We start from the raw sequence: 25,491 nt of genomic DNA on the forward strand, positions 1-25,491 counted from the left end.
AATATGATTCGGCTAATGTATGCAGTCTGCTGGTTATGGTATTATGATACAATGGTTTTGAATAAAAAATCACTTCATAACTATTATAAATGAGTGATAAGGTGGTGCGCAGTATGAATTGGGAAGCCTTTTTTGCACCTTACGCCCAGGTAGTCGAGGAACTGAAAGTGAAGCTTAAAGGGATGCGGCAGCAGTACGATTTCGAAGGAGAAGAATCTCCGATTGAATTCGTTACTGGAAGGGTAAAACCAAAGAACAGCATTATTGAAAAAGCAAAAAAGAAAGCGATCAACCCTGAAAACATAGAAGAGGAAATGCAGGACATAGCCGGTGTCCGCGTAGTCTGTCAGTTTGTAAGTGACATTTATGTCATAGCCGAGATGCTGCGTCAGCGCAGCGATCTTACTATTGTGGAAGAAAAAGACTACGTCACCAGTCAGAAAGACAGTGGCTATCGCTCCTATCATGTCGTTATTTTATACCCGGTAGAGACGATACATGGCCAGAAGAAGGTACTTGCAGAAATTCAGATCCGTACGCTTGCTATGAACTTTTGGGCAACGAATGAACATACGCTGAATTATAAATATTCGGGGCAGATCCCTCCGGAAATAAAGGCACGTTTAAGAAGTGCCGGGGAAGCTGCTTTCCGTCTCGACGAAGAGATGTCCAAGATCAAAGACGAAGTGTATGAGGCGCGGAAAGAATTTCGTAAGAAGGAGGAGTACAAAAAGAAAAACTCCCGGGAATAAGAAAGGTGGGAATGTGATGAAATTCGCTATTTTATCCAAAGGGGACCGCAAATCGAATGAGCTCCGGACGAAGATTAAAAATTATCTTGCCGAATTCAAGCTGGAATACGATGAGGACACCCCGGAACTTGTTATTTCGGTAGGCGGGGACGGAACGCTGCTTGAGGCGTTCCATACGTATTTACACAGGCTGGATGATACGGCCTTCATCGGTATTCACACCGGCCACCTCGGCTTTTACGCCGACTGGATGCCTGAAGAAGTCGAGAAACTGATTATTGAAATCGCCCGCACTCCTTTCCAGGTAGTCGAGTATCCGCTGCTGGAAGTGATGATTAAACAGAAGGAGCACGAGGAAGAAGAACGTCATCTTGCTCTCAACGAATGTGCGATTAAAACGTCTGAGGGTTCTGTCGTGGTTGATATTGATATTAAAGGGGATCATTTCGAAACGTTCCGGGGAGACGGGTTGTGCATTTCTACACCGTCAGGCAGTACCGCCTACAACAAAGCACTCGGGGGCGCGATTCTGCATCCGTCTCTGGAAGCGATCCAGGTGACCGAAATGGCATCGATCAACAACAGGGTGTTCCGTACGGTAGGATCCCCACTTGTGTTGCCTGCTCACCACACTTGTGTCTTCCGTCCTCTGAATGAAAAAAGTTTTCTTTTTACTATCGATCATTTAACAAGAACGTACAGTAACGTCGAGTCTATTCAGTGCAGAGTGGCTAAAGAGAAAGTGAGATTTGCAAGATTCCGTCCTTTCCCTTTCTGGCGCAGAGTGCACGACTCCTTCATTTCCGATCAGTACAATGATGGGGAGTAACGGATGAAAAAGGCTTTCTCAGTTGCTGTGGAAAAGAAAGTGCAGGATTTCCTTCGTGACGAAGCGGGGATGTCACGCCGAATGGTCAAAGGTCTTAAGAAAAGCGGAGGGTTCTTCCGGAATGGAGCTGTAGTCAGTCATTACGATACACTCTCACCCGGGGATGTGCTGACGGTGGAATTTCCTGCGGTGGATACTTTACCCGCCGAACCGGAAGCCGCTCCGCTGACTGTAGTTTACGAGGATGAGGATATACTGCTTATCGACAAGCCGGTAGGTATGGTGACCACGCCTTCCTGCCAGCATCCTCACGGTACGGTCGTCCAGGCTGTGCTTCATCATTACGCCTTGCAGAACTGGAGACAGACCGTCCACCCGGTTACGAGGCTCGACAGAGATACAGGAGGACTGCTGCTGATTGCGAAGCATCCCTACAGTCACTCTCTATTTTATAAAGAAGAGGCGGGGCTGAGAAAAGGGTACATCGCTCTTGTTGAAGGAACGATGGAAAGGAAACACGGCAGGATCACCTCGCCGATCGCCCGGGCGCAGGATTCGATTATAAAAAGAGAAATTTCCGCTGAAGGTAAATCAGCTGTCACCCGTTACGAAGTGCTGGAAGAAATGGAAGGCAAAACCCTGGTTAGCTTGGGTCTTGAAACCGGAAGAACGCATCAGATAAGGGTGCACATGGCAAGTATCGGTCACCCTTTGACCGGTGATACGCTCTACGGGACAGGCCCGTCGGCATGGTCCGAAGGGCAGGCTTTGCACGCAAGTTTTTTACAATTCACCCACCCCTGGACAAAAGAAAAGATGAGTTTCCGATCTGTGCCTTCTTTTTACCCGAAAGCACGGAAGTTATCGGGCTGAAAAGTGAGCATAGAAGGGACCTGGACAATTTCTTCTTCCGGGAGGCGCAAAGCAGTCAGTCTATTACCGAAGACACATCCGGTGTCTATATTGACGGTATTGTTGATGAAACGGGGTTCCAGGACAGGCGTGTGTCCATAAACGACGCGTCTCGAACCGCTGTAATTCAGCGCCCAGTCCACTCGTTCCGGCCTCCCGTCCCGGAGTTTATTACCGGTGACGGGACCGTAAAGAACGAAAGCGCGTATCCGTTTATTTAAATCACCGATATCCTGAGCCCGGATGCCGGCATGAGCTGCTACAGTATTTATTTCCGGCAGCTCCAAATAAACCGGCGCTTCTTCGAACAGCTGCATAAATTGAGCCCGGACCGTTTTCTGCTGCCGATTCGACAAATACCGGTATTCTTCCACGGTTGTTTCGAGACCGTGTTTTACCTGAACATCGTTTCCCAGAAAGAAACGATACAGTTTATCACAGTGATTGCCGGGGATATACAGTCCTTTTCGGGCTTCGATCACAATATCCCATACGAATGCTATCGTTTTAAGGGAGTGTGGACCCCGGTCTGTAATATCTCCGATAAATAAGGGGATTCTTCCTTCGGGATGGACGGGCACCCCGTTTTCATAACTGTACCCGAGCTCTGTGAACAATTGTTTTAATTCTTCGAGGCAGCCGTGTACGTCCCCGATGATATCGTAAGCCATAGAACATACTCCTTGTCATTGAAAATCGAACATGCCTTTTATGTAAAAAATTGTGAGCGTTCCAGTAAGCCTTCTGAATGGCAGCTGTCGCTTACACTTACTATATTATAACAAAGGAGGCGGGATAAAATGGAACATTTGGATGAAGAGGAACGCCAATATGCCTGGAACGAGGTGGAAGATTCACTGAGCGAAGGGAAAATCGACCAGTTTCGGGCCGAATTTCTGGAACTGCACCCTTATGATCAGGCGAAAGTTTTCGAAGAACTGGAAGAAGAGCTCCGTCAGGTTATTTATACATACGTTTCACCGAAAGAAATGGCGGATGTAATGGAGCACGTAGAACACGAGGAGTCGGAACCATACTTTTCTGAAATGGATCCAAGGTTCGCCTCCGAAGTTTTTGCCGAGATGTCCTCGGACGACGCCGTGGACATTTTGAATCAGCTGGAAAAAGACAAGGTCGCCAGTTTTCTGACGATAATGAACAAAGAAGACGCACAGGAAATCAAGGATCTGCTTCATTACGAAGAGAAGACAGCCGGTTCTATTATGACGACAGAGTATGTCTCCCTGAAAGCCTCCATGAAAGTGAGAGAGGCAATGGAACATTTACGTACGGAAGCACCGGACGCCGAGACGATTTACTATACGTACGTGGTGGACGACGGCAAAAAACTGGCCGGCGTGATTTCTCTCCGGGATCTGATCATTTCTGAACCGGACTGGACCATCGAAGAGGCAATGAGCGACCGGGTCGTAAGTGTCTCGGTGGCTAAAGATCAGGAAGAGATTGCTCAGATGATGAGAGACTATGATTTCCTTGCTCTCCCGGTCGTCGATTTCCAGGATCATCTGCTCGGAATCATCACGGTCGATGACATTATGGACGTAATGGATGAAGAAGCAAGTGATGATTACTCCAAGCTGGCCGGTATATCCGATGTGGATGGACCTAACGATAACGCGTTCACTTCTGCGAAAAAGAGACTGCCGTGGCTTATTATTCTGCTGTTTCTCGGCAGTCTGACGGCAAGTCTGATCAGTCAGTTCGAAGCTCAGCTGAATCAGGTGGCTATTCTGGCTATTTTCATACCTCTTATTGCCGGTATGGCCGGGAACACGGGCACTCAGGCGCTGGCGGTCGCCATACGCGGAATAGCGACGGGAGAGATCAGGAAGCAGGGGAAAATGCGGATGATGTTAAGAGAAGCTTCCACCGGTCTCATAACAGGAGTCGTCTGTGGTGTTATCATTACTTTAGTAGTATATGTATGGCAGGGAAACTTTTTCCTCGGTCTGCTCGTAGGTATATCGATCATGTCCGCTTTGATCGTAGCGACCATTGCAGGGGCATTCGTGCCGCTGATTATGGATCGACTTAATGTTGATCCGGCAGTAGCTTCCGGTCCTTTCATAACGACGATAAACGATTTGATTTCTATACTGATTTATTTCGGTATGGCTTCTGCATTCATGAATTTGCTGGTATAATTGTATTTTTGATAAAGGTATAATAAAATAGGAGCAGGTACTAACAACAAATACTAACCTCAAGGAGGGGTTTTGATGAATTTTTCATTGGAAGGTCGTACATATGTTGTAATGGGTGTGGCCAATAAGAGAAGTATCGCGTGGGGCATCGCCCGTTCTCTGCACGAAGCGGGAGCAAGACTTATTTTTACCTACGTGGGAGAACGTTTCGGCAAGTCGGTCCGTGAACTCGCCGAGACACTTGAAGGACAGGAGCCTTTATTCTATGAGTGTGACGTGACGGATGACGAATCGATCATTCAGACTTTCGAATCGATTCAGAACGACGTGGGAACCATACACGGTCTGGCGCACTGCATCGCTTTTGCGAACCGTGAAGAACTTAAGGGAGAATTCCTGAACACGAGCCGGGACGGTTTCCTTACAGCTCAGAATATAAGTTCCTATTCACTGACGGCAGTTGCCCGTGCAGCCAAGCCACTTATGAAAGACGGCGGCAGCATTTTGACTATGACTTATCTCGGTGGAGAGAAAGTCGTTCAGAACTATAACGTGATGGGGGTAGCAAAAGCGAGTCTGGATGCTAATATGCGGTACCTTGCCAGCAACCTTGGTAAAGACAATATCCGTGTAAATGCTATTTCAGCCGGACCGCTCCGTACTCTCAGTGCAAAAGGTGTGGGAGACTTCAACTCGATTCTCGCCGAAATAGAAGAAAGAGCACCGCTTCGTCGTCCGGTTACGCAGGAAGAGGTAGGAGATACTGCTTATTATCTTCTTAGTGACCTTTCCCGCGGCGTAACGGGAGAAATTATCCACGTTGATTCAGGGTTCAATATTATCGGTTTTTAAGTGTACAGATAGCGATGCCTCTCTCAAAATCGGAGGGGCATCTTTTTTAGTTTCCGGATAGAGGGAAGCTGTAAGGAAGGCTTCGCAATTGAGCAATGGTTTCGTTATAATAAAGGGGAAAGGAGGGAGGGCATGCGTCAGACTCCCGCAAATCTCATTGAAGAAACGGCTATCAGTGCCTGGAGGTTAACGGCTGTGTTGTATCTTATCATTCCCGTTGTTCTTCTCGCCGGTTCGATAGCAGCTTTTGTATACATATCATGGCCCTGGTGGGTCATCGCTATCGCAGTCTCCCTGCTGTTAATTGACATAATTTTTTCTGTATTTCTTATTCCGAAGTTAAGATGGCGGCGCTGGAGATATGAAGTTTTTGAGCAGGAGGTTTATATTCAGCACGGCATCATTATCAGAAGAAGGACGCTTGTTCCTATGCTTCGCGTTCAGCACGTAGATACGAAACAGGGGCCGATTCTGAAGAAATTTTCTCTTGCTACGGTGACGATATCGACGGCGGCGACGACTCATGAAATACCTGCGTTGACCGAGGAAGAAGCTTCCGGGTTGCGGGACAGAATTTCGGAACTTGCGAGGGTGGAAGAAAATGATGTATGAAAAACGCCTTCATCCGGCTTCCATCGTTTTTCAGTTCGTCCGTTCCCTGAAAGATGCAGCCTTCGGTTTTCTTCCTGTCCTCTTTGTCATTTTCAACAACGGTGCTTCATGGTATGAATTTTCAGGGCTCGGATTATTGCTCATTATTCTCTTCATCTTTTCCATTGTGAAATGGTTCAGGTTCTCTTATGTAGTTACAGAAGAAGAATTACAGATCAAGCAGGGAATTTTTGTACGCAGGGAACGCCGTATTTCCAAACATAGAATACAGTCGATAGATCTGACTCAGACCCTTCTGCACCGGATTTTCGGTTTGATGAAAGTACAGATCGAAACCGCCGGAAGTGACGAGAACGTGGATGCTTCCCTTGCCGCTGTCACGTTTGAAGAAGGGGAGCGGGTTTCGGAAAACCTGAAACATAAAGGGGAAAGAACAGAAGAAGATCATGAAAAAGCATACCCGGAAGAGGTGATGAGCTACTCCAGACTGGCACTTACCGGAGCAACTTCCGATAATGCGATAATAATTTTTGGTCTGCTTTGGCTGCTGTTCTCCCAGGCCAATCAGATTATACCGGACCAGATGTATGAAGATGCCACCAGGTGGCTGTTTTCTTTAGCTGTACAGTTTCTCATTTCCCTCGTTCTCTTATCGGTTCTCGTCGTATGGGGAGCCGGCATTATCTGGACGATGGTCAAGTATGCGAATTTCACGATTACAAGATATGAAACGGAACTGTACATGAGATATGGACTTATCGAGAAGCGGCAGCGCACGATCCCTGTGAACAGGATTCAGGCAGTTATCGTAAAGGAGAATCTCATCAGACAACTGCTCGGTCTTTGCTATGTGTATGTAGAGGTAGCCGGAGGTGTGAATGGGGGGAAAATGGAGGGAAGTACGGTTTACCTGCTTCCTTTATTAAAGAAGAACGACGTGCCCGGTTTCCTTAATGAATATCTCCCGGAGTACTGCCGGGACAACCCGGGGATGAAAAGACCACCGCTAAGGAGTCTCCCCTATTATATATGGGGAAGTTTACTCGTGTCGGTAACGGCAGTTATCGTCGTCTCATTGACAGTACCTGCATGGGTCCTTATCCCCGTCGCGGCCACTGTAATATTCCCGGGGTGGGGAGTGTTCCGCTGGCGAACTTCAGGTATCTCATTTGATGAAACTTATTTAAACCTTCAGTATCGGAAAGTCAGCAGAGAAACTGTGACGTTAAGACGTGCACGTCTCCAGGCGTTCGGAAAAAAAGATACGTGGCTTTACAGAAAACAGGGACTGGCGACGATCGATGCAGCTATTCTGAATAACGCCCAGGGCAGACACTTCGTGGTGCCGGCCTTATGGGAGGAGGACGTTGCGAAAGCTTCGGAAACTTTTTCGAAAGTTCCCGGCATCCATAAAAAATTGAGTGAAGAAAGGGGAGGATAGTATCAACATTCCTATTCTGTATGAAGACAATCACTTGCTTGTCGTGGAGAAACCGGTGAATGTGCCGGTGCAGGAAGATGCGAGCGGGGATGAAGATCTGTTGAGCATTCTGAAAAATGATATCAAAGAACGGTACAATAAAACCGGGAACGTTTATCTGGGGCTCGTACATCGCCTGGATCGTCCGGTAGGCGGAGTGATGGTCTTTGCAAAAACTTCCAAAGCTGCCTCCCGTCTCTCGGATCAGATCAGAAGAAATGCCATGGAGAAATATTATTTGGCGGTTATCAGAGGAAGTATGGATTCTCCGAAGGCCCGGCTGAAAGACTACCTCGTCAAGGACCGGAAGAAGAATGAGGTCTATGTCGTGGGGAAAGATCACAGGCGCGGGAAAGAAGCGGAACTTGAATATGAAGTGAAGCAGGAAGAATCGGGGATGAGTCTTCTGGAAATAGATCTTTATACCGGTCGTCCCCATCAGATAAGAGTTCAGCTCGCCCACCAGGGAGCACCGATCTATGGAGATCAGAAGTACGGAGGAAAAGTCAATCACCCGGGTCAGCAGATTGCTCTCTGGTCACACAAGCTCGTACTTTCTCACCCTGTGAAAAAAGAGGATATGACATTCGAGTCTATGCCACCGGATCAGTACCCCTGGAATGTCTGGCCGGAATATACGAATCGGGATATGTAACATAAACGAATCGCTACTGTACGCAGTACCGGTTCGTTTTTTGCGTATTATAAGGGAAAAGGGGGTATAGAGATAAGAAAGAGGAGGGAGAATGATGGGATATATTTTACCTGTTAACCATTATCAGTATCAGGATTACCATCAGCGCATCACGGAACGGCAGCAAGCTCCGCGGGGAATAGAAAAAGCCTGGAAAATTGTCCTTGATCAGAAAGTGAAGGAACGCAGGCAGACGAGAGAAGAGGACAGGCTGGAATACCAACAGATCAGCGGGTTGCTATACGCGCCTTCGACGGTTCATAAAACTCATAGCAGAAACTCATCTTTACCTCTTCATACTCAGGAAAAAATTTACTCACGGGTAACAGGAAAAGGTTCCTTTTTCAGCGAATCCGTATAGTATAGCTGGAAAGGGGAGAAGATATATGGAATTCAGGAAACTGACGGAACATGTCAATTATTTTGATGGTGTTGTAAATATCGGCTACGTACAAAGCGGCGATACGGGTCTTTTGATTGATGCGGGAATCGATGACTCGACTGTAAAAAAAGCAGTTCGATACCTGAGAGAGAATGAGTTCCCGCTTACCCACCTTTTTCTTACTCATGCACACGCGGACCATTACGGGGGAGCGGCATTTTTACGGAAGAAGTACGGGGTGATCACTATCGCTCCGAAATTTGAAGCAGCAATTATGGAGAATCCGACAATTGAACCTTTATATCTATCCTCCGGTAATGACCCTCTCCCTGAGACGCGGAATAAATTTCTGGAAGGACCTCCGGTGAAAATTGACCGGGTAGTTGAAGAAGGAACAGTGCAAATCGGGGAAGTGGAAGCACGAATGATTACATTTCCCGGCCACAGTTACAACCAGGGCGGGCTGGTAATAGATAACATATTATTCGCCGCTGACAGCTATTTCGGTCCTGAGTACATTCATAAACATAAAATACCTTACATTACTGACAGCTCGTTCCACGAAGCCTCTCTTCACAAATTATTGGATCTTAAAGTGCTTGGAGCCGTACCGGGCCATGGCGTATTTGAACAGGATTTTAAAAAGACAGTGCGGACCAACCTGGATTATTACGAAAAATTAACTGAGTATATGAAGGAATGGATACGGAAGCACGGAGAAGTGTCGCATGAAGAACTGGTAGCCGGTATGTGCCGGGCTTACGGAGTAGAAACGCAGCATGTTTCAGCCTGGCTGTTATACCGGACGGCGGTTACGGCTTTTGCAAACGGACTTATGAGAAACAGGGAAGTTACTTCCTTTTTAAAAGAGTCCCGGCTGTTTTTTTCTTTGAAATAAAAGGCAAGAGACGAATTCCATGACCATATTAATCCGATATTACCCGGGAAATATATATGAAAACGCTAACAAAATGTTTGACAAATTTGTGAACAAGGGTAATAATGTTAGTAAGAGGTGATGGAAATGAATTCTAAAACTTTAAACACTGTCCAATACGTCGGAGCAACCCTTCTCATTATGGGTACTGTGACATTTCTGTTAAGTATAATGGGACTTGGAGACCGCACATTGACAATGATCGGAGTTGGTCTCGTAATGGGTTCAGTCTTCATTTTTATGATGGGGTTGTTCCTGTCACTATCCGAAGAATTGACGGTCCGTTACAAAAAAGAAAACAGGCGATTCAATCAATAAAATGAAAAGAAGAAAGCCCTAATTTCATGAGAATTAGGGCTTTGTTGTGGGATTGGAACAGATAAATGGGGGAGCAGAACTATGGATACGGAATGCAGATTACTGGAGACAGAGGACGCCCGGGAATTTCTTGAATTAAGTAAAGAACTCGATGAATCGGGGTATATGCTGTATGCACCCGGGGAAAGAGAGATAAGTGTGAAGGAACAGGAAGAAAGGATCCGGAATGTTAATGAAGACCGTTCGACAGATTTGTTTATAAGTGAAGAGGATGAAGAGATCACGGGCTTTATTATGCTTCGGGGTAATGCACTGGAAAGGTCCCGTCATTGTGCATACATAGCTCTTGGAGTAAAGGAAAGTCAAAGAAGCAAAGGAACGGGTAAGCAGCTCCTGCGAAGAGGTTTTCGCTGGGCCAGAGAGCGGGGAGTGACCCGGCTTGAGCTGACCGTACTTACTCATAACGCTGCTGCTATCCATTTATACCGGCAGATGGGCTTCAAAATAGAAGGAGAAAAAGTGGATTCCCTGAAAATAGATGGAGAATACAGAAATGAGTATTACATGTATAAATTGCTTAAATGAAAAACAGGCAGAGACTGTCCTCTGCCTGTTTCTTTATTCTGCGAGATTTTCCACTCGTCTATTTGAAGTTTTAATTAATATCCCCAAACCATAGCCAGTAATGAACCGAATACGATGGCGAGGGCGATGAATATACCGTAGTAAGTGTTCAGATAGATGGAGTCGGAATCCGGTGACTCTCCGGCATGCATGAACACTACCAGCTGAAGCCCTGCCTGGGTAAAAGCAGTAAGCAGAAGAACTACCATTCCGACTGTAAAGCTCATATCCAGAAAATAGACGAGCAGAGCAATTACTGTTAAAGCGAGAGAAGCGACAAAACCTATAACCTGATTGGCTGGAAATAATTCTCTCATATTACATCATTCCTTTCAGATAGACGAAGCTGAAAATGAAGATCCATACGACGTCCAGAAAGTGCCAGTACAGGGAAAAGATGAATGTTTTGTTGGCTGTACGTGGGGTGAAACCGTATTTAACAATTTGTATAATAATCCCGATACCCCAGAAGAGACCGAAGGAGACGTGAGCACCGTGGGTACCGAGAAGGGTGAACAGCGCGGCGGAGAAAGCACTTGTCTGAAGGTTCAGCCCTTCGTGCACGTACTCGTAGAACTCGTAAATCTCTACTCCGACGAATCCTGCACCCAGGACGAGAGTAATTATGAAAAAGGTCAGAGCGGCACCTTTTCTGCCGAGACGCATAGCGTTGACCCCAAGGCCGATGGTAAAACTGCTGGTCAAAAGGACAAATGTCTGAATCATTAAGGTAGAGATGACGAAAAGATGGCCGCCGGAAGGCCCATCTGCGATGCGACCTTCCATAATGAAGTAGGCGGCGAAGAGAGTAGCGAACAACGCGATCTCAGCACCTATAAAGACCCAGAAACCGATAATGTTCAAAGCATTTGTTTCCGTGCTGTATTCCATTGGTGTAGAGTGCTCTGTAGTCATCGCGTATCACCTCTCTTATTATTTTCCGTCTCCCTTACTTCTTCTGCGTGAATGTGACGGCCATCGTCCCGTTCAAAAGATCGTATGAACAACAGGACCGCGATGCCGGCAGCGGCAACATATACGACCGGCCACATACTGAATACGAGGCCAAACCCTGCGACAAAGAAGAAAATTGTCATAATGAACGGCTGTCCACTATTGTTAGGCATATGGATGTCTTTGATCTCTTCTTTGAATAGCGTTTTTCCTTCGTATTTCGAGTCCCATAAAGGTTCGCGTGAATCGACTTGCGGAGTAACTGCAAAGTTGTATTCCGGAACCGGCGTGCGGGTAGCCCACTCAAGGGTACGGGCATCCCAAGGGTCGTCTCCGATATCACGGCTGGCATAGCGGGCACTGTAATATACGTTAAAGACAATCAGGATGAAGCCCATTGCAAGTCCAAGAGCACCGAAGAACGACAGAAGGTTCCAAATTCCGAACCCGGCTACTTCGGAATACGTGTACATACGGCGGGCCTGACCATCGAGTCCCGAAATGAACATAGGGAAGAACGCGAGACACGTACCGATTGCAATATTCCAGAAAGCCCATTTTCCGATTCTTTCGTTCAGCATGAAACCGAACATCTTCGGCCACCAGTATGTCATTCCGGCAAGCATGGCAAATACAACACCAGGAATGATAACGAGGTGGAAGTGTGCTACAAGGAACATCGTATTGTGATACTGATAGTCGGCACTGGCGATACCGAGCATGACCCCGGTAACACCTCCGATTGTAAATATCGGAATAAATCCGAGAGAATACAACATAGGCACCGTAAATTGAATTTTCCCTTTCCACATCGTGAACAGCCAGTTGAATATTTTAATACCCGTAGGTATAGCGATGGCCATTGTAGTGATGGAGAAAATACTGTTTACGAGAGCACCCTGCCCCATCGTAAAGAAGTGGTGTACCCAAACGAGGAAAGCAAGGGTCGAAATAACGACAATAGAGACGACCATGGATGTATAGCCGTACAGGTTCCGTTTGGAGAACGTAGAAATAACTTCACTGTATATACCGAAAGCCGGGAGCACCAGAATGTAAACTTCGGGGTGACCCCATACCCAGAAGAAGTTGGCCCACAGCATCGCCATTCCTCCGTTATCCATTGTGAAGAAATGGGTTCCGAACAGACGGTCCATGGTACCCATAGCCAAAGCTACTGTCAGTACCGGGAAAGCAAACGTTATTAACAGGTTGGTAATAAGCGCCGACCAGGTGAAAAGCGGCATTTTCATCAGTTTCATGCCCGGGGCACGCATTTTGAAAATCGTAACGATGAAGTTAATACCGGTAATCAACGTACCCAGTCCGGCAATCTGTAACGCGATCATGTAATAGTTGGTCCCGATGTGTGGGGACAGTTCGTTACCGGCGAGCGGGAAGTACGATGTCCAACCGGAGCTCGGTGATCCCCCGATGACGAACGACAGGTTGAAAAGCATCGCTCCCATGAAATACAACCAGAAACTGAGGGCGTTCAGTCTCGGGAAAGCAACGTCGCGCGCTCCGATTTGCAAAGGAACGACGAAGTTCATTAAAGCTGTAATAAAAGCCATGGCCATGAAGAAAATCATGACAACGCCGTGGGTGGTGAATATTTCATTATATTCGGCTGCGCTTAATAGTTCGTTACCGGGCATGGAAGTTTGGGCACGCATCATCAGCGCGTCGACTCCGCCCCTGAAAAGCATAAGCAGTGCAGAAATCAAATACATGATTCCTATTCTTTTATGATCAACCGTCGTCAACCACTCACTCCACAAGTATCCCCACTTTTTGAAATAGGTGATACCGGCAAGGACCGCAATCAGTGTAAGACCGATTGCGACCATAGATAAATAAATGGTGGGAGTTGGGTTAGGTACGGCAAATTGTTTAAAAAACTCCATCCATAAGACTCCTCTCTTTTAATGGTCCGACTGCTCTTGCTCCATTTCTTTCTTCATTTCTTCCTCGCTCATCTCCCCGTGCTCCTCAGGAGGAGGGCTGAAATCAAGATGAGTACTGCTGAAGGTTTTCTGGCCCAGATGTCCGGGTTTGAGCAGTTTATTGAATGTTTTTTCATCCAAAGGTTCCGCAGTATTTTTTACTTCTTTCACCCATTCATCGAACTCTTTCTGGGAGACAGCACTCACGTTGAAGGTCTGTTCAGCGAACCCTTCACCGGAGAAGTTGGCATTACGTCCCTGCATTTCTCCTTCTTCCGTAGCGGTAAGATTCAGAGTTGTAATCATTCCTGTCATAGCGTATTTTTGACCGGCCAATTGAGGAATCCAGAAACTCGAAATGGCATCGAAAGAATATAAGCGGAACTCTACAGGGCGGTCAGTAGGAAGGAAAAGATAGTTTACAGTCTCAATATCTTCTTCCGGATAACTGAAATGCCATTTCCAGTTGGAGGAAGCAGCATAAATTACCATAGGCTCCTCATCTTTGAATTGTTTCGGTACGCTTTCTGCTTCATATGTGCTTTGTACAGAGACGAAGGAAAGGAATACGATGATCAATACCGGAATACCAATTGTGGTTATCTCCACCCAGATGTTCCCTTTCACTATCGGTGGTCTGTAGTCCGATGGTGTTTTTGTCGAGCGATATTTAACCAGGATATATATTAAGATAATGAAGACCACGACAACAACGAATAGCATAGTCCATATAGATATCCATATGACATCTTTTAATAGTGCTGCCTGTGGTCCCATGGGATCAAAGACAGTTAACGGTTCGCATCCGCTCAGGAAAAGTAAAAAAGACAAAAGCAAACCGGAAAATAGCCACTGTTTCTTCATGTTCAGACTCCTTTCTGAATTAACTGCTGTTAATGCGTGTTTCCATCATAGGGGCTTTATACAGACTTTCGCAACGAATATGACAACAGTTCACAAATTGTTCATGTATGTTGAATGAATTGTCACGAAAAAATGTCGGTCCTGTGAATAATGTGACAAAAAGGTGGAAGAAAAGACACAGAATCAATGTTTGTCAGCACTGACATCACCGGATTGTTATGTACGGTTTTATCGTCATAAAAACACGGAGCGATGGATCTCCTCTTCAGAAAAAATGTCCTGAAGTTTCAGCTTCAGGACATGATTTCAATAAACAGTTCCACAAGTTTGGGGTCGAACTCCTTGCCAGAATACTTTTTAAGCTCCTGTAATGCTTCCTCTTTAGAAATAGCAGGGTGATAAGGGTGGTCACTGACCATCGCATCATACGCCTCGCAGATATGGATAATGCGGGCCTCTAACTTAATGTCTTCCCCTTCCAGGTTAAGAGGATATCCACGGCCGTCATAATGTTCATGGTGGGTGAGTACGATCATTGATAAATCCGCGAACTCTTCGGAAGCATTCAATATCCGGTGCCCAATTTCCGGATGTCGCTGCACGAGTTCATTCTCTTCCGCAGTTAGCGGAGTATCCTTGTTGAGAATAGAGTGATCAATGGTGATTTTCCCTATATCATGGAGCATTCCTGCCGTCTTCAGGTTCAATAGTCTCGTTTCATCAAGATCCAGAGCCTGACCCAATTTTTCGGCCAGGCTGCTCACACGCTGGGAGTGGGCTTCTTCACGCGGGACTTTTTCGAAAAGACTGGCCATCATACTGTTGATATAGCTGGTCCGATGGCTGTTTCGCTGGAACAGTTTATTTCTATACATCCGGTTCTCTGCATATTGAAGAACTTCCTCGGTGGACTGGAAGGCCATTTTTTTGACAGAGGAACCGAAAGAAGTAGTGATGTATAATTTATTATCGCCTTCAATTACACAGGATTTCACTAACTGGGCACGTATTTCCTTCACTTCTTTTTCGGACGTGTTCGGGAGAATAATAGCGAATTCATCCCCTCCGATGCGGAATACTTCATCATTCGTTCTGGTGTTTTCCGAAAGCGCTTCGGAAACTTTTTTTACAACGTTGTCCCCTTCGGGGTGACCGAAGGCATCATTGATAAGTTTCAAACCGTTGATATCTCCCAGTATAAATCCAAGTGGGAAATTTTGGGATGTATCCATTTCCTGAACTTTTTTCTCGAAGTAACGACGATTGTACAGTCCTGTCATTTCATCATGGATGGAAAGGTGTTCAATGTGTTTCTGGTAATTGACGTTTTCTGTCTGATCGATACAGGCGATTCTATACTCACCTTTATTAATCACGTTACTTTCCATATGCACATGTTTTTCTTTTCCGTTTATGTCCAGAGTAATATCTATCGGCTGTATATCCTTCTGATGTTCGAGTTGTTTCGTATGGAAATAAAAAGCATCCTGGCTATCTTCGCTGATCCACTCAAACAGTTTTGAACCTGTCAGATCCTCGTTTTCAAAGAGAGAGGAAGCTTTCCTGTTGCAGTCCGTAATGGAAAAGGAACCATCTACAGTCAGGTAAGAAATAGGGGCTTCATAAAACAAAGATTCATAATTTTCTTTTACCAGTACCAACTCATGATTTGTCCGTTTCAACTCTTCGTTCTGAAAACGGAGTTCTTCATGGTAGACCGACAGTGTAGAAAGAATTTCCTCTTTTGTTTCGTTTTTGTAGTCTTCAATATTGTTCCCCTGAAGAATTTGTTCGATTATTTCTTCCATACGTTCCATAAGTTTAGTCTCCTTGCTTCATGTAGTTGGAAATATCTATGATAGTACCGCCGATACGGAGCGGGTCTTCATCGTGATCTTTCTCGAGGACTCTCCCCAAAAAATGGACAGGGATGAAACTTCCATCTTCACACTGATAAGAAGCGAACAGGTTGATACTCTTCTTCTTCCCCGAAAGCATTTTTTCAAAAGCTACTTTTATATCATTTGTCTTAAAATATCGGCTGACTTCGTTGAGCGTCGTAGGAAAATCTTCCTTTCCATAACCGCAGTTCTGTAAAAAGGAAGGGGAGACGTCGAAATGATCGGCACGGCCATTGAATTCCCACCATCCCATATTGCTGATTTCAAGGACCTGCTCAAATTTCTCCTTCGTTTCCATCACTTTTGACCGTTCCTTTTTCAAATTCGTGATTTCTACGAGTGTGACGATAATTCCGTTAACGGAGTTATACTCTGTCCGGTAAGGACGGATGCGGACGAACCAGTGCCTGCCTTTATTATCCTCTATCTCTTTTTCTTTCTTTATAAGAGAATCCAGTACTTCGTACACGTCATCCACAACTTCGGGGTACTCGGACATGACCGAAATATGGGATATTGGTCTGCCTATATCCTCATCACGTACGTTTGAAACCTCCTTCATAAGTGGGGTGATTCTTCTTATACAGAGCATTTCATCGAGATAGAGCGCTCCTATCTCTGTATTATTCAATAGGTTGTTCAGGTCGTTATTGGCTTTTTTCAGTTCCTCGATTTTTTCCTGGTACTCGTTATTGACTGTATAGATTTCTTCATTCACGGATTGGAGTTCTTCGTTCGTGCTTTGCAATTCTTCATTGGAAGCGGTCAGTTCTTCGTTGGATGTCTGTAATTCTTCGTTGGATGTCTCCAGTTCTTCCACTGTTGCCTGCAGACCCTCTCTGGCAAGCTGGAGTTCGGATTCCAGATATCGGACCCGCTCTTTCATTTGATCCGACACATCCACTTCCTCACTATTTTTTACTTTCACCTCAGTAGCTTCAATAAAACTGATGAAGTAGAAAAATTGATACTTCATTTCGATGATGTGGCCGCTCAGGGAGAGAGAAGTCTCCTCTCCTGCTCCGTTCATGATATTATTCAACCGGACGTGAGTACGCTCTGCTTTCAGTCTGCGAAGGATATTGTTTACAAATAACGAGAGTTCCCGGGACATGTTGGTATTGAAATTATTTGAAAACTTGCCCGGCTGCGGTCGCAAATAATCCGACATATCATTAATAACGTGAATAATCTGATCGTTACCGTCGATAATTATGGAAGGGGGAGAGATACTGGATACAGCTTTTTGTAATACATTTTCAAGATTTACATTCTGGGCCACAGACTTTGCAGGCTGGGTGTTTTTCTCAATTTCCGGGCCTTTGTCACTGTACAGAGATATTCCCGAAGGATGGTCGGGCCGGTAATCCTCCCGAGGTTTGTAAAATTTCCATTTGTTATCTATGGACCGGTAAGCCTTCGTTAAATCTCCGAGAGTCTCACTGGTACCGAGGAATAAGTATCCATTTTTTAATAACGAGTAATAAAATTTATTCAAAATATACTGCTGTGTTTCGCTTTTAAGATAAATGAACAAATTCCTGCATACGAGAAGATCAAGCCGGGAAAAAGGAGGATCATTCACAAGGTTATGTTTCGCAAAAACGACCATTTTTCTTATGGAATTAGCTATGCGGTATCCTTCTTCTTCCTTTATAAAATATTTGGCTACAAGTTCAGGAGGGACATCCGACATCAGGCTCTCCGGGTAGACACCGTTACCGGCGGTTTCAAGTGCTTTGTCATCTATGTCTGTTGCGAAAATTTTCAGACCGGTCTGCAGATTGTTTTTTTCCATGTATTCACATAGAAGTATAGCAAGCGAATAAACTTCTTCGCCGGTGGAACACCCGGCGGACCAGATCCGGAGAGCCTCCTTGTTATAATCGAGTTTGGGGAGGACATTTTCGGTAAGACTGTCAAAAGCCTCTTTATCCCGGAAGAAACCGGTGACGCCTATAAACAATTCCTGTTGGAGTATATTTCTTTCCTTTTCCGAATTAGAGAGATGTTCCGCGTATTCTTCAAGTGTTTGAAGCCGGTTCAGCTTCACTCTTCTGTTAATCCTGCGGATCATCGTCGTCTCTTTATAGTTATCGAAATCTATTTTTGAGTGACTTCTCATAATTCTGTTTATCCGCGACAACATACTTTTTCCGTCGGAGGTTTGTAAAGACCTGTTAACGGGGTCTGCCGGATGAGTAACGTAATTGATTATCTCTTCAGCCATGTCATCCGGAGGGAGAATGTAGTCGATGAGACCGGTGGAAATCGCACTTCGTGGCATCCCGTCAAATTTGGCAGTAGTCTCGTCCTCCGCTATCACCATTCCGTCGGCATCTTTCAGGGCACGAACCCCGAGAGTACCATCGCTTCCGGTACCGGAGAGTATGACCCCGATGCTGTTTCTACCCTGGTCTTCAGCCAGTGATTTAAAAAACAGGTCTATCGGAAGATTCAGGTGTTTTCGTTCGGTTTGTTCACTTAAATGGAGAGTGCCATGATAAATGGAGAGATTTTTACGGGGCGGGATAAGGTAGACGGAGTTCGGCTCCGTCGCCATCATGTCTTCGGCTACATGGATATTCATACTCGTATAGCGGCGCAAAAGGTCATCCATGTGGCTTTCGAAGTCGGGGGAAAGATGCTGGATGATAATGAAAGTGAGACCTGTATCGTTGGGCATGGTTTTGAAAAAGCGTTCGAGAGATTCGAGGCCTCCTGCGGAAGCACCGATGCCGATGTAATATTTTTCTTCAGTATGTGACATAATTTCACCTCTATCGATTTCTTATGCAGATAATAATAATTGTACATGAGAAATCTTTATATGATAATAAAAAATACTTCCGTAATGGTTTTCCTCAACAAAAAAAGTCTTTCTCTCCCTAAGGAAGAAAAAGACTTTCAGTAGTGGGCCGTGCTGGGATCGAACCAGCGACCTCTTGGTTGTCGACCAAGCGTTCTCCCGCTGAACTAACGGCCCGTGTTTTGAATATGTAAGTAAGACATGTAATAATATACTATGTGTACTCTATATATGTCAAACGTTTTTTAAATAAAGATTCGAAAGCTTAACTATGATAAAATAAAAGTAAATGTTTGAAACTTCAACGTAAGGGTAAAATCTATGGATGATTAAACGATGCAGGGGTGTTCATGTGAAAAGGAAAGGCACATTCGAAGAACATACGATAAACAGTGAGTATTTAAAAGAAGAAATGAAACTGAAAGTATATTTACCGGAGAATTTTTCCGAACTGTACAAATATCAGTTCTGTATCATGCAGGATGGGGACGATTATTTTCAGATGGGAAGGGCAGCTACCCTGAGCGATGAACTTCATGAGTCCAAACAGATTTCTCCGACTATCTTTGTGGGGATCCATTATGAAGATAAATTCGACAGGCAGGATAAATACCATCCGGAAGGGAAAAGACAGCAGAATTATATAGATTTTATTGTAAACGAAGTTGTTCTTTTCCTGGATCAGACGTATCCGAGTCATTGTATGGCCAGCTGTCGTACACTGATCGGTGATTCCCTCGCAGGTTCTCTGGCTTTCATGATCGGATGCCGTTATCCTTATACTTTTTCCAACATTATAATGCAGAGCCCGTTCGTGAATGAGACGGTACTGGAAGAAGCTAAGAAAGCAAGCGACTTCACACCGCTGTCGATTTATCATACGATTGGTACTAAAGAGACAGAAGTAACTACCACAGAAGGCGAAGTAAAGGATTTTCTCAATCCGAACCGCGAACTGAATAAATACCTTGAAAGAAAACCGTTCGATTACACGTTCCACGAAATTGAAGGAGGGGACCACACATGGGGGTCCTGGCAGAAAGACTTCAAAAGGGGACTTGTTACTATAATCGGAAAATGAACAGGAGGGACGCAAGATGAAATATGGTATAGCTATTTTTCCGTCTAAAAAAGTCCAGGATGAGGCAAACTCTTACAGAAAAAGGTACGACTCTCATTATGCTCTCGTACCGCCTCACATCACTTTGAAATATCCTTTTGAATCGGACGATGAAGAAATCGAGAGAACCATTATCCCTGCGCTGGATGAGATTGCAAAAAAAACGAGGCCGATCGATATAGAAGTGAAGAAGGTAGGTTCCTTTAAGCCGGCAGCAAACGTGCTGTATTTAAAGATAGAGCCTAACGAAGATCTCCACAGACTGAGTGAAGAAATGCATGAAGGTGCTCTTGAAGGAGAAAGAGAACATACTTTCGTACCGCATATCACTATTGCACAGAGTCTGTCGGACGATGAATTCTCCGACATATATGAAAGTCTGCGGATGTCCAAGTTCGATCTTACCGACCGGTTAGACCGTTTTCAACTGCTCTACCAGCTCGATAACGAATCGTGGAGTGTGTATGAAACGTTCCGCCTGAAAGGGGAATAGAAATTATGGAAATAAAGACAGTATCTACAGAAGAGGAAAGAAAAGATGCCTACTCCGTACGGAGAAAAGTGTTTATTGAAGAGCAGAATGTTACAGAAGAAGAAGAGCATGATGGTCTTGATGAAGTGTCTGTGCATTTCGTTGGTTATGAAGACGATCAGCCCGTCGCAGCCGCACGTCTCCGCATAATGGATGACTACGGAAAACTTGAACGTATTTGTGTGCTCAAGGAACATCGTGGCTTGTCATTCGGGAAACAGATGATAGGTACGATGGAAGAGCGCGTCCAGAAAGAAGGAAGGGATAAGGCGAAGTTGAATGCTCAGACCCGGGCGGAAACTTTTTATGAAAGTCTCGGCTATCGTACGACTTCTGATGAGTTTATGGATGCCAATATTCCGCACGTAACGATGGAAAAAAGCTTCCGTTAATAAGACAATATAGCAAAAGAGAAAGCAACAGGCGATTTATCCGCCTGCTGCTTTCTCTTTTTGTTTTTCGTTTTTTTGTTCCTGAGCCTGTCTTTCCCACTCGTCCCACTGCTCGTCACTAGGCGGAGAGGTGCGCTTAATGAATAAAGCAAGAACCGTTGATACCGCCGAGAGAGCGGCAATGAGGAAGAAAGCGAAATTAACTCCAAAAATATCGGGCCTATCCATGGATGTGAGAGATGCTGCCACGTCTTTGGATGTTGTCATCAGAGTGACCAGAACGGCAGTACCCACGGAAGCGGCGATTTGTCTCATTGTGTTGCTCACTGCGGCTCCGTGAGGAATTAGTTTGTTGGGCAGTTCGTTCAAACCTGAAGTGGTGACGGGCATCATCACCATCGAGAAACCGAACATGCGGATAGCGTAGACGACCATCAGGTAAGTGAGAGTCGTTTCCGTATCAAGTACTCCCAAAAGAATTGTTCCGGTCGTCATGATCGAGAGACCTATCACTCCGAGCACACGTCCTCCGATCCGGTCAAAAATCCTTCCGGTAATAGGAGACATCAACCCGGAAATGAGAGCCCCCGGCAGAAGTACGAGACCGGATTCGAACGCAGTGAAACCACGCATGTTCTGCATGAAAAGCGGGATCAGTGTTTCAGAACCTATAAGCCCCATGAACGTAATGCCGGCGATAATGGTGGTCAGTCTGAATGTTTTCAGTTTGAATACCCGGAACTCAAGCATCGGATGAGTCATACTCAACTGTCTTCTGATAAAAGCGAAGAGAATGACGGACCCGGCTGCAAGGCCGAGGAGAGTGATAGGGCTTCCCCATCCATTGTTTCCGGCACTTGTAAATCCGTAAAGTAGTCCTCCGAAGCCGAACGTGGAAAGAAGTACGGAAGGAATATCGAGTTTCGGATTTTTTAGTTCCGTCACGTTCCTCAGTACGAAGAAAGCTACCAAAATCATAATAATGACAAGCGGGAAGATGAACCAGAACAGGTATCTCCATGTAAATTCTTCAGTCACCCACCCGGAAAGGGTAGGGCCGATGGCAGGGGCGAAGGAAATAACGAGTCCTATGTACCCCATGGCCGTTCCGCGTTTTTCCACCGGGAATATAAGCAGGAAGACCGTCTGCATCAGCGGAAGCATGATACCGGCCCCGGCTGATTGAATTACGCGTGCCGCGATTAAGCTCTGGAAGTTAAAAGCGATACCTCCAAGAAATGTTCCAACCAAGAAAATTGTCATAGCCGTCATGAACAGCTGTCTTGTTGTGAATTTTTCTATTAAAAATGCGGTAATCGGAATCATTATTCCGTTCACGAGCATAAAGACGGTGGTCAGCCACTGGGCGGAGTTGGCTGATACACTCATTTCTTCCATAATCGGAGGAATGGCCGTAATCATAAGTGTCTGGTTAAGGATCGTAATGAAAGATCCTGATATGAGCAATGCTGCAACCAGAACTCTATTGTAGTTCTGTTCCACCATTGATAACCCTCCTTTAGTTTGCATAGACTAATGGAATATTATACTCTCACGCTCCGGAGGTGACAACAATTTCAAACCCGTTCTCAGTAAATAAATGAAAACAGGGGCCAGACAGCTGTTTTATAAAAGATTACCAGAAATACAAAAAAATGTTCACCTGCGGGAATAGTAGGCATTTTTAACGATTGAGCATAGACAACAGTGTGAATAAATTTTACTATGAATTTAAGATATATGAAGCGTATCTATTTTGAAGTCGTCGAGGGGTGAGTATTTGGAACTGAACAACAATACCAGGCTGTTAACGTTGTTACGTATCCTTTTTGAAGAGACGGACGAAAATAATGAACTGAGCATTACAGAACTGAGCAGAAAATTACAGAGTTTTTTTGAAGTGGATAGAGAGTTCGATGCGAGGACTTTAAAAAGTGATATGAACGTACTGGAAGAGATCGGTTATGAAATTATAAAAAACAGGGGTAAATTCGGAAAGGTCTATTACAGTTTCCAGGACAGATTGTTCGAAACGTATCAGCTTCGATTGTTGAATGATGCCATTTTGTCTGCCCGTTTCATTAATGAGGAAGAAAAAAAGAAACTTATTAAAAAGCTGGGCAAATTAACGAGTAGACATATTGCTGCGACCCTCCCGGACCCTCTTATATTTTCACAGATGACAGCGAACGATTACGATCAGGTGAAAATCAATATAGATCATGTGCACCGGGCTATTTCCGAGCAGCGGGTCGTCTGCTTCAAATATGGTAAATACAACATGAATAAAACGTTCGAATATCATAGGAATGGAGACGAATACGAAGTGAAGCCGTATGCCCTTATCTGGCAGAACGACTTCTACTATTTGATCGGCTGGTTCCGTAAAACAGAAGAGATGCGTCACTACCGTCTGGATCGTATAAGAAACATCCGTATCGCCGATGAGACGTTTGAAAAAGGAGACTTCGATGTTCAGGAGTACGTTAATCAAAGTTTTCATATGTTCTCCGGAGAAAATATGAAAGTCGAAATAAAATTTCATCAGTCCCTTTTGAATGTAGTGCTCGACAGATTTGGTCTCGAAGTATCGGTGAAACAGGTGGACGAAGAGTATTTTCTCCTATCCACAGAAGGAAAGATGAGTACGGGACTAGTCACCTGGGTGCTTCAGTGGGGGCACAAGGCCCGGGTTATATCTCCACGCACCCTTAAACAGGAAGTGGAGAAGGAGATTGAGAAAATGAGACGTCTTTATGAAGAATGAAGTTCTGGACCCTACTCTTTTCAATAGCTGGTCAAGTACCTTGCAGTGTAACGAAACAAAGCTGACAATGGGCATTGAAGAAATACGAAAATAAAAGATTTTTTTGAAACGAATCGATTGTAAAAAGGGCCCTGCTCTGGTATGTTGGAAGTAATTCAATACCACATCTTATTTCAAATAATGTTTGAAGTAAGGGTAGAGGTGCAATAACCATTAGTAGATGCAGGGAGAAGCGGAGGCTTCGGTGAATCGCATCGAAAGGGGACATTGCCGAAGTGGCAGAAACCTCATGATTCTGACCGCTGGTTCTGGTATTTAAAAGATGCAGAACTGTCATATAGGAGACTATATGGAGGGCTATCTTACGGAGAAACGATATACATGTTTCTACGGCAACAGCGGCCCTGATCTCCGTTGTTGCTTTTTATTATGGTCCTCCGCACCTAAATCTAAAAATCTCAAAAAGGGTGTGTAACAATGAATTTTGGACAATTATTAACGGCCATGGTGACGCCTTTTGACGACCAGGAGGACATCGATTATAACCGGACGAGAAACCTCGTGGAGCATTTGATCCTCCACGGCTCGGAGGGACTTGTCGTAGCCGGAACGACCGGAGAGTCCCCGACTTTGACGGCTGAGGAGAAAGTGGAGCTTTGCCGCTTTGTAGTGGAAGTCGCAGACGGAAGAGTACCGGTCATCGCAGGTACCGGTTCCAACAATACGAAAGCCTCTGTAGAACTGACGAAACGGATAGAAGCAGTGGGAGTGGACGGTATTATGCTCGTAGCTCCTTACTATAGCAAACCTTCTCAGGAAGGCCTGTATCGTCACTTTTCTCAAGTGGCTGCAGCAACTTCACTCCCGGTCATGTTATACAATATTCCCGGACGTAGTGTCGTAAACATTGAACCGGATACGATTATCAGGCTTGCTGAAATCAAGAATATCGTTTCCGTAAAAGAAGCGAGCGGTGATCTGGATGCCGCCACGCGTATCATCAGCCAGACACCACAGGACTTTTCCGTTTACACCGGAGAAGACAGTCTGACGTTGCCGATGTTATCCGTAGGAGGCGCCGGGGTCATTTCCGTTTCTTCCCATGTTATCGGTGACGAAATGAAAGACATGATAGACAGTTACAAGCGTGGGGATGTGAAGACGGCGGCCACTCTGCACGGGTACATTCTGCCTATGATGAAACTTATTTTTGCCCAGCCGAGCCCTTCTCCTGTGAAGGAAGCTCTGAATTATATGGGTGTATCTGTCGGGAACGTACGCCTTCCGATGATTCCTCTGGACGATGCCGAATGTTCAGCACTTCATAATATGGTAGATATTTATCAGCAGAAGAAAGTAGCAAGCATTTAAGCTGTATAGAGACCGGGACAGCACAGATAATGGGAAGGCAGGAACCGGTCAATTCATTGTAATGGTTTTCTGGAGAACAACACGGAGACTTCTGCGGGCCGTGTCCGCGGGAAGCGATGTGTTGTTCTTTTTTATTTATATGTCGTAACCCCTCCCGGTTCCGGACAGTATCGTCCGACTTCCTGGGGGGATAGTTTTTGTCATTAACTCTTTATATACCTGTATTTAAGACCAGATTCTTAATTGGTCCATTCGCTGGGTGTTCGTTTTATGGAAAA

The 25,491-nt window shown here is 45.2% G+C and carries 25 protein-coding genes, 1 tRNA gene and 1 riboswitch; of the genes, 17 read left to right on the forward strand and 9 right to left on the reverse strand.

Annotation, left to right across the window (positions count from 1 at the left end):
• Positions 1–113 precede the first annotated feature (113 nt).
• Genes CKW00_RS05105 through CKW00_RS05115 form a run of 3 tightly spaced genes read left to right on the forward strand, consistent with a single transcriptional unit; the run spans position 114 to position 2,454 of the window.
• Positions 114–752 carry a GTP pyrophosphokinase gene (locus CKW00_RS05105; protein WP_095821678.1) on the forward strand — a complete coding sequence of 213 codons (639 nt, stop codon included), beginning with the start codon at positions 114–116 and terminating at the stop codon, positions 750–752.
• A 16-nt stretch (positions 753–768) separates the two neighbouring features.
• The gene (locus CKW00_RS05110) at positions 769–1,581 is read left to right on the forward strand and encodes an NAD kinase (RefSeq protein ID WP_008590062.1); all 813 of its coding nucleotides are present in this window, start codon (positions 769–771) and stop codon (positions 1,579–1,581) included.
• Positions 1,582–1,608: 27 nt separating this feature from the next.
• A complete protein-coding gene (locus CKW00_RS05115) occupies positions 1,609–2,454 on the forward strand; it encodes an RluA family pseudouridine synthase (protein WP_158221279.1) in 846 nt (281 codons plus the stop codon).
• Here the strand turns inward: CKW00_RS05115 and prpE are convergent.
• Positions 2,424–3,164 carry a bis(5'-nucleosyl)-tetraphosphatase PrpE gene (gene prpE / locus CKW00_RS05120; protein ID WP_095821680.1) on the reverse strand — a complete coding sequence of 247 codons (741 nt, stop codon included), beginning with the start codon at positions 3,162–3,164 and terminating at the stop codon, positions 2,424–2,426. The genes CKW00_RS05115 and prpE overlap by 31 nt on opposite strands.
• Before the next feature lie 129 nt (positions 3,165–3,293).
• Between prpE and mgtE the strand changes: the two genes are divergently transcribed.
• The 9 genes from mgtE to CKW00_RS05165 all read left to right on the forward strand — a co-directional run bounded on the left by mgtE (position 3,294) and on the right by CKW00_RS05165 (position 10,518).
• On the forward strand, positions 3,294–4,658 hold the full coding sequence (mgtE, locus tag CKW00_RS05125) for a magnesium transporter (RefSeq protein ID WP_095821681.1): 1,365 nt from the start codon (positions 3,294–3,296) through the stop codon (positions 4,656–4,658).
• Positions 4,659–4,733: 75 nt separating this feature from the next.
• Positions 4,734–5,510: an enoyl-ACP reductase FabI gene (fabI, locus tag CKW00_RS05130; protein WP_095821682.1), complete on the forward strand. Its 777-nt coding sequence runs from the start codon at positions 4,734–4,736 to the stop codon at positions 5,508–5,510.
• Positions 5,511–5,642: 132 nt separating this feature from the next.
• Entirely contained in the window at positions 5,643–6,122 is a 480-nt protein-coding gene (locus CKW00_RS05135) for a PH domain-containing protein (protein ID WP_095821683.1), read from the forward strand.
• The gene (locus CKW00_RS05140) at positions 6,115–7,563 is read left to right on the forward strand and encodes a PH domain-containing protein (protein ID WP_158221280.1); all 1,449 of its coding nucleotides are present in this window, start codon (positions 6,115–6,117) and stop codon (positions 7,561–7,563) included. The genes CKW00_RS05135 and CKW00_RS05140 overlap by 8 nt, the downstream gene beginning before the upstream one ends.
• A 1-nt stretch (position 7,564) precedes the next feature.
• Positions 7,565–8,257 carry an RluA family pseudouridine synthase gene (locus tag CKW00_RS05145; RefSeq protein WP_198951621.1) on the forward strand — a complete coding sequence of 231 codons (693 nt, stop codon included), beginning with the start codon at positions 7,565–7,567 and terminating at the stop codon, positions 8,255–8,257.
• 94 nt (positions 8,258–8,351) lie between these two features.
• Positions 8,352–8,657 carry a hypothetical protein gene (locus CKW00_RS05150; RefSeq protein ID WP_008590046.1) on the forward strand — a complete coding sequence of 102 codons (306 nt, stop codon included), beginning with the start codon at positions 8,352–8,354 and terminating at the stop codon, positions 8,655–8,657.
• A gap of 25 nt (positions 8,658–8,682) precedes the next feature.
• Positions 8,683–9,576 carry an MBL fold metallo-hydrolase gene (locus tag CKW00_RS05155; protein WP_095821686.1) on the forward strand — a complete coding sequence of 298 codons (894 nt, stop codon included), beginning with the start codon at positions 8,683–8,685 and terminating at the stop codon, positions 9,574–9,576.
• Positions 9,577–9,702: 126 nt separating this feature from the next.
• On the forward strand, positions 9,703–9,933 hold the full coding sequence (locus CKW00_RS05160) for a hypothetical protein (protein WP_008590042.1): 231 nt from the start codon (positions 9,703–9,705) through the stop codon (positions 9,931–9,933).
• An 81-nt stretch (positions 9,934–10,014) separates the two neighbouring features.
• Positions 10,015–10,518 carry a GNAT family N-acetyltransferase gene (locus CKW00_RS05165; protein WP_095821687.1) on the forward strand — a complete coding sequence of 168 codons (504 nt, stop codon included), beginning with the start codon at positions 10,015–10,017 and terminating at the stop codon, positions 10,516–10,518.
• Between the two features lie 74 nt (positions 10,519–10,592).
• On the opposite strand, the gene qoxD is transcribed toward CKW00_RS05165, so the two are convergent.
• From qoxD to CKW00_RS05200, 7 genes are all read right to left on the reverse strand, one after another.
• The gene (qoxD, locus tag CKW00_RS05170; RefSeq protein WP_095821688.1) at positions 10,593–10,874 is read right to left on the reverse strand and encodes a cytochrome aa3 quinol oxidase subunit IV; all 282 of its coding nucleotides are present in this window, start codon (positions 10,872–10,874) and stop codon (positions 10,593–10,595) included.
• A 1-nt stretch (position 10,875) separates the two neighbouring features.
• Positions 10,876–11,472: a cytochrome aa3 quinol oxidase subunit III gene (gene qoxC / locus CKW00_RS05175; protein ID WP_095821689.1), complete on the reverse strand. Its 597-nt coding sequence runs from the start codon at positions 11,470–11,472 to the stop codon at positions 10,876–10,878.
• Positions 11,469–13,418 (reverse strand): cytochrome aa3 quinol oxidase subunit I, encoded by a 1,950-nt coding sequence (gene qoxB / locus CKW00_RS05180; protein WP_095821690.1) that lies wholly within the window; start codon positions 13,416–13,418, stop codon positions 11,469–11,471. Before qoxB ends, qoxC begins: the two co-directional genes overlap by 4 nt.
• An 18-nt stretch (positions 13,419–13,436) precedes the next feature.
• Positions 13,437–14,321 carry a cytochrome aa3 quinol oxidase subunit II gene (gene qoxA, locus CKW00_RS05185; RefSeq protein ID WP_095821691.1) on the reverse strand — a complete coding sequence of 295 codons (885 nt, stop codon included), beginning with the start codon at positions 14,319–14,321 and terminating at the stop codon, positions 13,437–13,439.
• Positions 14,322–14,614: 293 nt separating this feature from the next.
• Positions 14,615–16,138: an HD domain-containing phosphohydrolase gene (locus CKW00_RS05190; RefSeq protein WP_008590028.1), complete on the reverse strand. Its 1,524-nt coding sequence runs from the start codon at positions 16,136–16,138 to the stop codon at positions 14,615–14,617.
• A 4-nt stretch (positions 16,139–16,142) separates the two neighbouring features.
• On the reverse strand, positions 16,143–18,992 hold the full coding sequence (locus CKW00_RS05195) for a CheR family methyltransferase (protein ID WP_008590026.1): 2,850 nt from the start codon (positions 18,990–18,992) through the stop codon (positions 16,143–16,145).
• 144 nt (positions 18,993–19,136) lie between these two features.
• Positions 19,137–19,208 (reverse strand) — tRNA-Val (locus CKW00_RS05200).
• A 175-nt stretch (positions 19,209–19,383) separates the two neighbouring features.
• Between CKW00_RS05200 and CKW00_RS05205 the strand changes: the two genes are divergently transcribed.
• Genes CKW00_RS05205 through CKW00_RS05215 form a run of 3 tightly spaced genes read left to right on the forward strand, consistent with a single transcriptional unit; the run spans position 19,384 to position 21,075 of the window.
• The gene (locus tag CKW00_RS05205) at positions 19,384–20,112 is read left to right on the forward strand and encodes an alpha/beta hydrolase (protein ID WP_008590025.1); all 729 of its coding nucleotides are present in this window, start codon (positions 19,384–19,386) and stop codon (positions 20,110–20,112) included.
• A gap of 16 nt (positions 20,113–20,128) precedes the next feature.
• Positions 20,129–20,644, forward strand: a complete 516-nt coding sequence (locus CKW00_RS05210) for a YjcG family protein (RefSeq protein ID WP_008590023.1) — start codon at positions 20,129–20,131, stop codon at positions 20,642–20,644.
• A gap of 5 nt (positions 20,645–20,649) precedes the next feature.
• Positions 20,650–21,075: a GNAT family N-acetyltransferase gene (locus CKW00_RS05215; protein ID WP_040609351.1), complete on the forward strand. Its 426-nt coding sequence runs from the start codon at positions 20,650–20,652 to the stop codon at positions 21,073–21,075.
• A gap of 36 nt (positions 21,076–21,111) precedes the next feature.
• Here CKW00_RS05215 and CKW00_RS05220 read toward each other — a convergent pair whose 3' ends face one another.
• A complete protein-coding gene (locus CKW00_RS05220) occupies positions 21,112–22,581 on the reverse strand; it encodes an MDR family MFS transporter (RefSeq protein WP_095821692.1) in 1,470 nt (489 codons plus the stop codon).
• 274 nt (positions 22,582–22,855) lie between these two features.
• On the opposite strand from CKW00_RS05220, the gene CKW00_RS05225 reads away from it, so the two are divergent.
• Positions 22,856–23,842 (forward strand): helix-turn-helix transcriptional regulator, encoded by a 987-nt coding sequence (locus CKW00_RS05225; RefSeq protein ID WP_095821693.1) that lies wholly within the window; start codon positions 22,856–22,858, stop codon positions 23,840–23,842.
• 188 nt (positions 23,843–24,030) lie between these two features.
• Positions 24,031–24,210, forward strand: a riboswitch (Lysine riboswitch).
• A 109-nt stretch (positions 24,211–24,319) separates the two neighbouring features.
• A complete protein-coding gene (dapA, locus tag CKW00_RS05230; RefSeq protein ID WP_095821694.1) occupies positions 24,320–25,213 on the forward strand; it encodes a 4-hydroxy-tetrahydrodipicolinate synthase in 894 nt (297 codons plus the stop codon).
• Positions 25,214–25,491 lie beyond the last annotated feature (278 nt).

The sequence above is a fragment of the Salimicrobium humidisoli genome (genome assembly GCF_002295105.1).
Taxonomy (GTDB): domain Bacteria; phylum Bacillota; class Bacilli; order Bacillales; family Halobacillaceae; genus Salimicrobium; species Salimicrobium humidisoli.

Coding starts and splice junctions, on each gene's coding strand:
- CKW00_RS05105 (WP_095821678.1), top strand. CDS start 114: ATGAATTGGGAAGCCTTTTTTGCACCTTACGCCCAGGTAGTCGAGGAA.
- CKW00_RS05110 (WP_008590062.1), top strand. CDS start 769: ATGAAATTCGCTATTTTATCCAAAGGGGACCGCAAATCGAATGAGCTC.
- prpE (WP_095821680.1), bottom strand. CDS start 3,164: ATGGCTTACGATATCATCGGGGACGTACACGGCTGCCTCGAAGAATTA.
- mgtE (WP_095821681.1), top strand. CDS start 3,294: ATGGAACATTTGGATGAAGAGGAACGCCAATATGCCTGGAACGAGGTG.
- fabI (WP_095821682.1), top strand. CDS start 4,734: ATGAATTTTTCATTGGAAGGTCGTACATATGTTGTAATGGGTGTGGCC.
- CKW00_RS05135 (WP_095821683.1), top strand. CDS start 5,643: ATGCGTCAGACTCCCGCAAATCTCATTGAAGAAACGGCTATCAGTGCC.
- CKW00_RS05140 (WP_158221280.1), top strand. CDS start 6,115: ATGTATGAAAAACGCCTTCATCCGGCTTCCATCGTTTTTCAGTTCGTC.
- CKW00_RS05150 (WP_008590046.1), top strand. CDS start 8,352: ATGGGATATATTTTACCTGTTAACCATTATCAGTATCAGGATTACCAT.
- CKW00_RS05155 (WP_095821686.1), top strand. CDS start 8,683: ATGGAATTCAGGAAACTGACGGAACATGTCAATTATTTTGATGGTGTT.
- CKW00_RS05160 (WP_008590042.1), top strand. CDS start 9,703: ATGAATTCTAAAACTTTAAACACTGTCCAATACGTCGGAGCAACCCTT.
- CKW00_RS05165 (WP_095821687.1), top strand. CDS start 10,015: ATGGATACGGAATGCAGATTACTGGAGACAGAGGACGCCCGGGAATTT.
- qoxD (WP_095821688.1), bottom strand. CDS start 10,874: ATGAGAGAATTATTTCCAGCCAATCAGGTTATAGGTTTTGTCGCTTCT.
- qoxC (WP_095821689.1), bottom strand. CDS start 11,472: ATGACTACAGAGCACTCTACACCAATGGAATACAGCACGGAAACAAAT.
- qoxB (WP_095821690.1), bottom strand. CDS start 13,418: ATGGAGTTTTTTAAACAATTTGCCGTACCTAACCCAACTCCCACCATT.
- qoxA (WP_095821691.1), bottom strand. CDS start 14,321: ATGAAGAAACAGTGGCTATTTTCCGGTTTGCTTTTGTCTTTTTTACTT.
- CKW00_RS05190 (WP_008590028.1), bottom strand. CDS start 16,138: ATGGAACGTATGGAAGAAATAATCGAACAAATTCTTCAGGGGAACAAT.
- CKW00_RS05195 (WP_008590026.1), bottom strand. CDS start 18,992: ATGTCACATACTGAAGAAAAATATTACATCGGCATCGGTGCTTCCGCA.
- CKW00_RS05210 (WP_008590023.1), top strand. CDS start 20,129: ATGAAATATGGTATAGCTATTTTTCCGTCTAAAAAAGTCCAGGATGAG.
- CKW00_RS05215 (WP_040609351.1), top strand. CDS start 20,650: ATGGAAATAAAGACAGTATCTACAGAAGAGGAAAGAAAAGATGCCTAC.
- CKW00_RS05220 (WP_095821692.1), bottom strand. CDS start 22,581: ATGGTGGAACAGAACTACAATAGAGTTCTGGTTGCAGCATTGCTCATA.
- dapA (WP_095821694.1), top strand. CDS start 24,320: ATGAATTTTGGACAATTATTAACGGCCATGGTGACGCCTTTTGACGAC.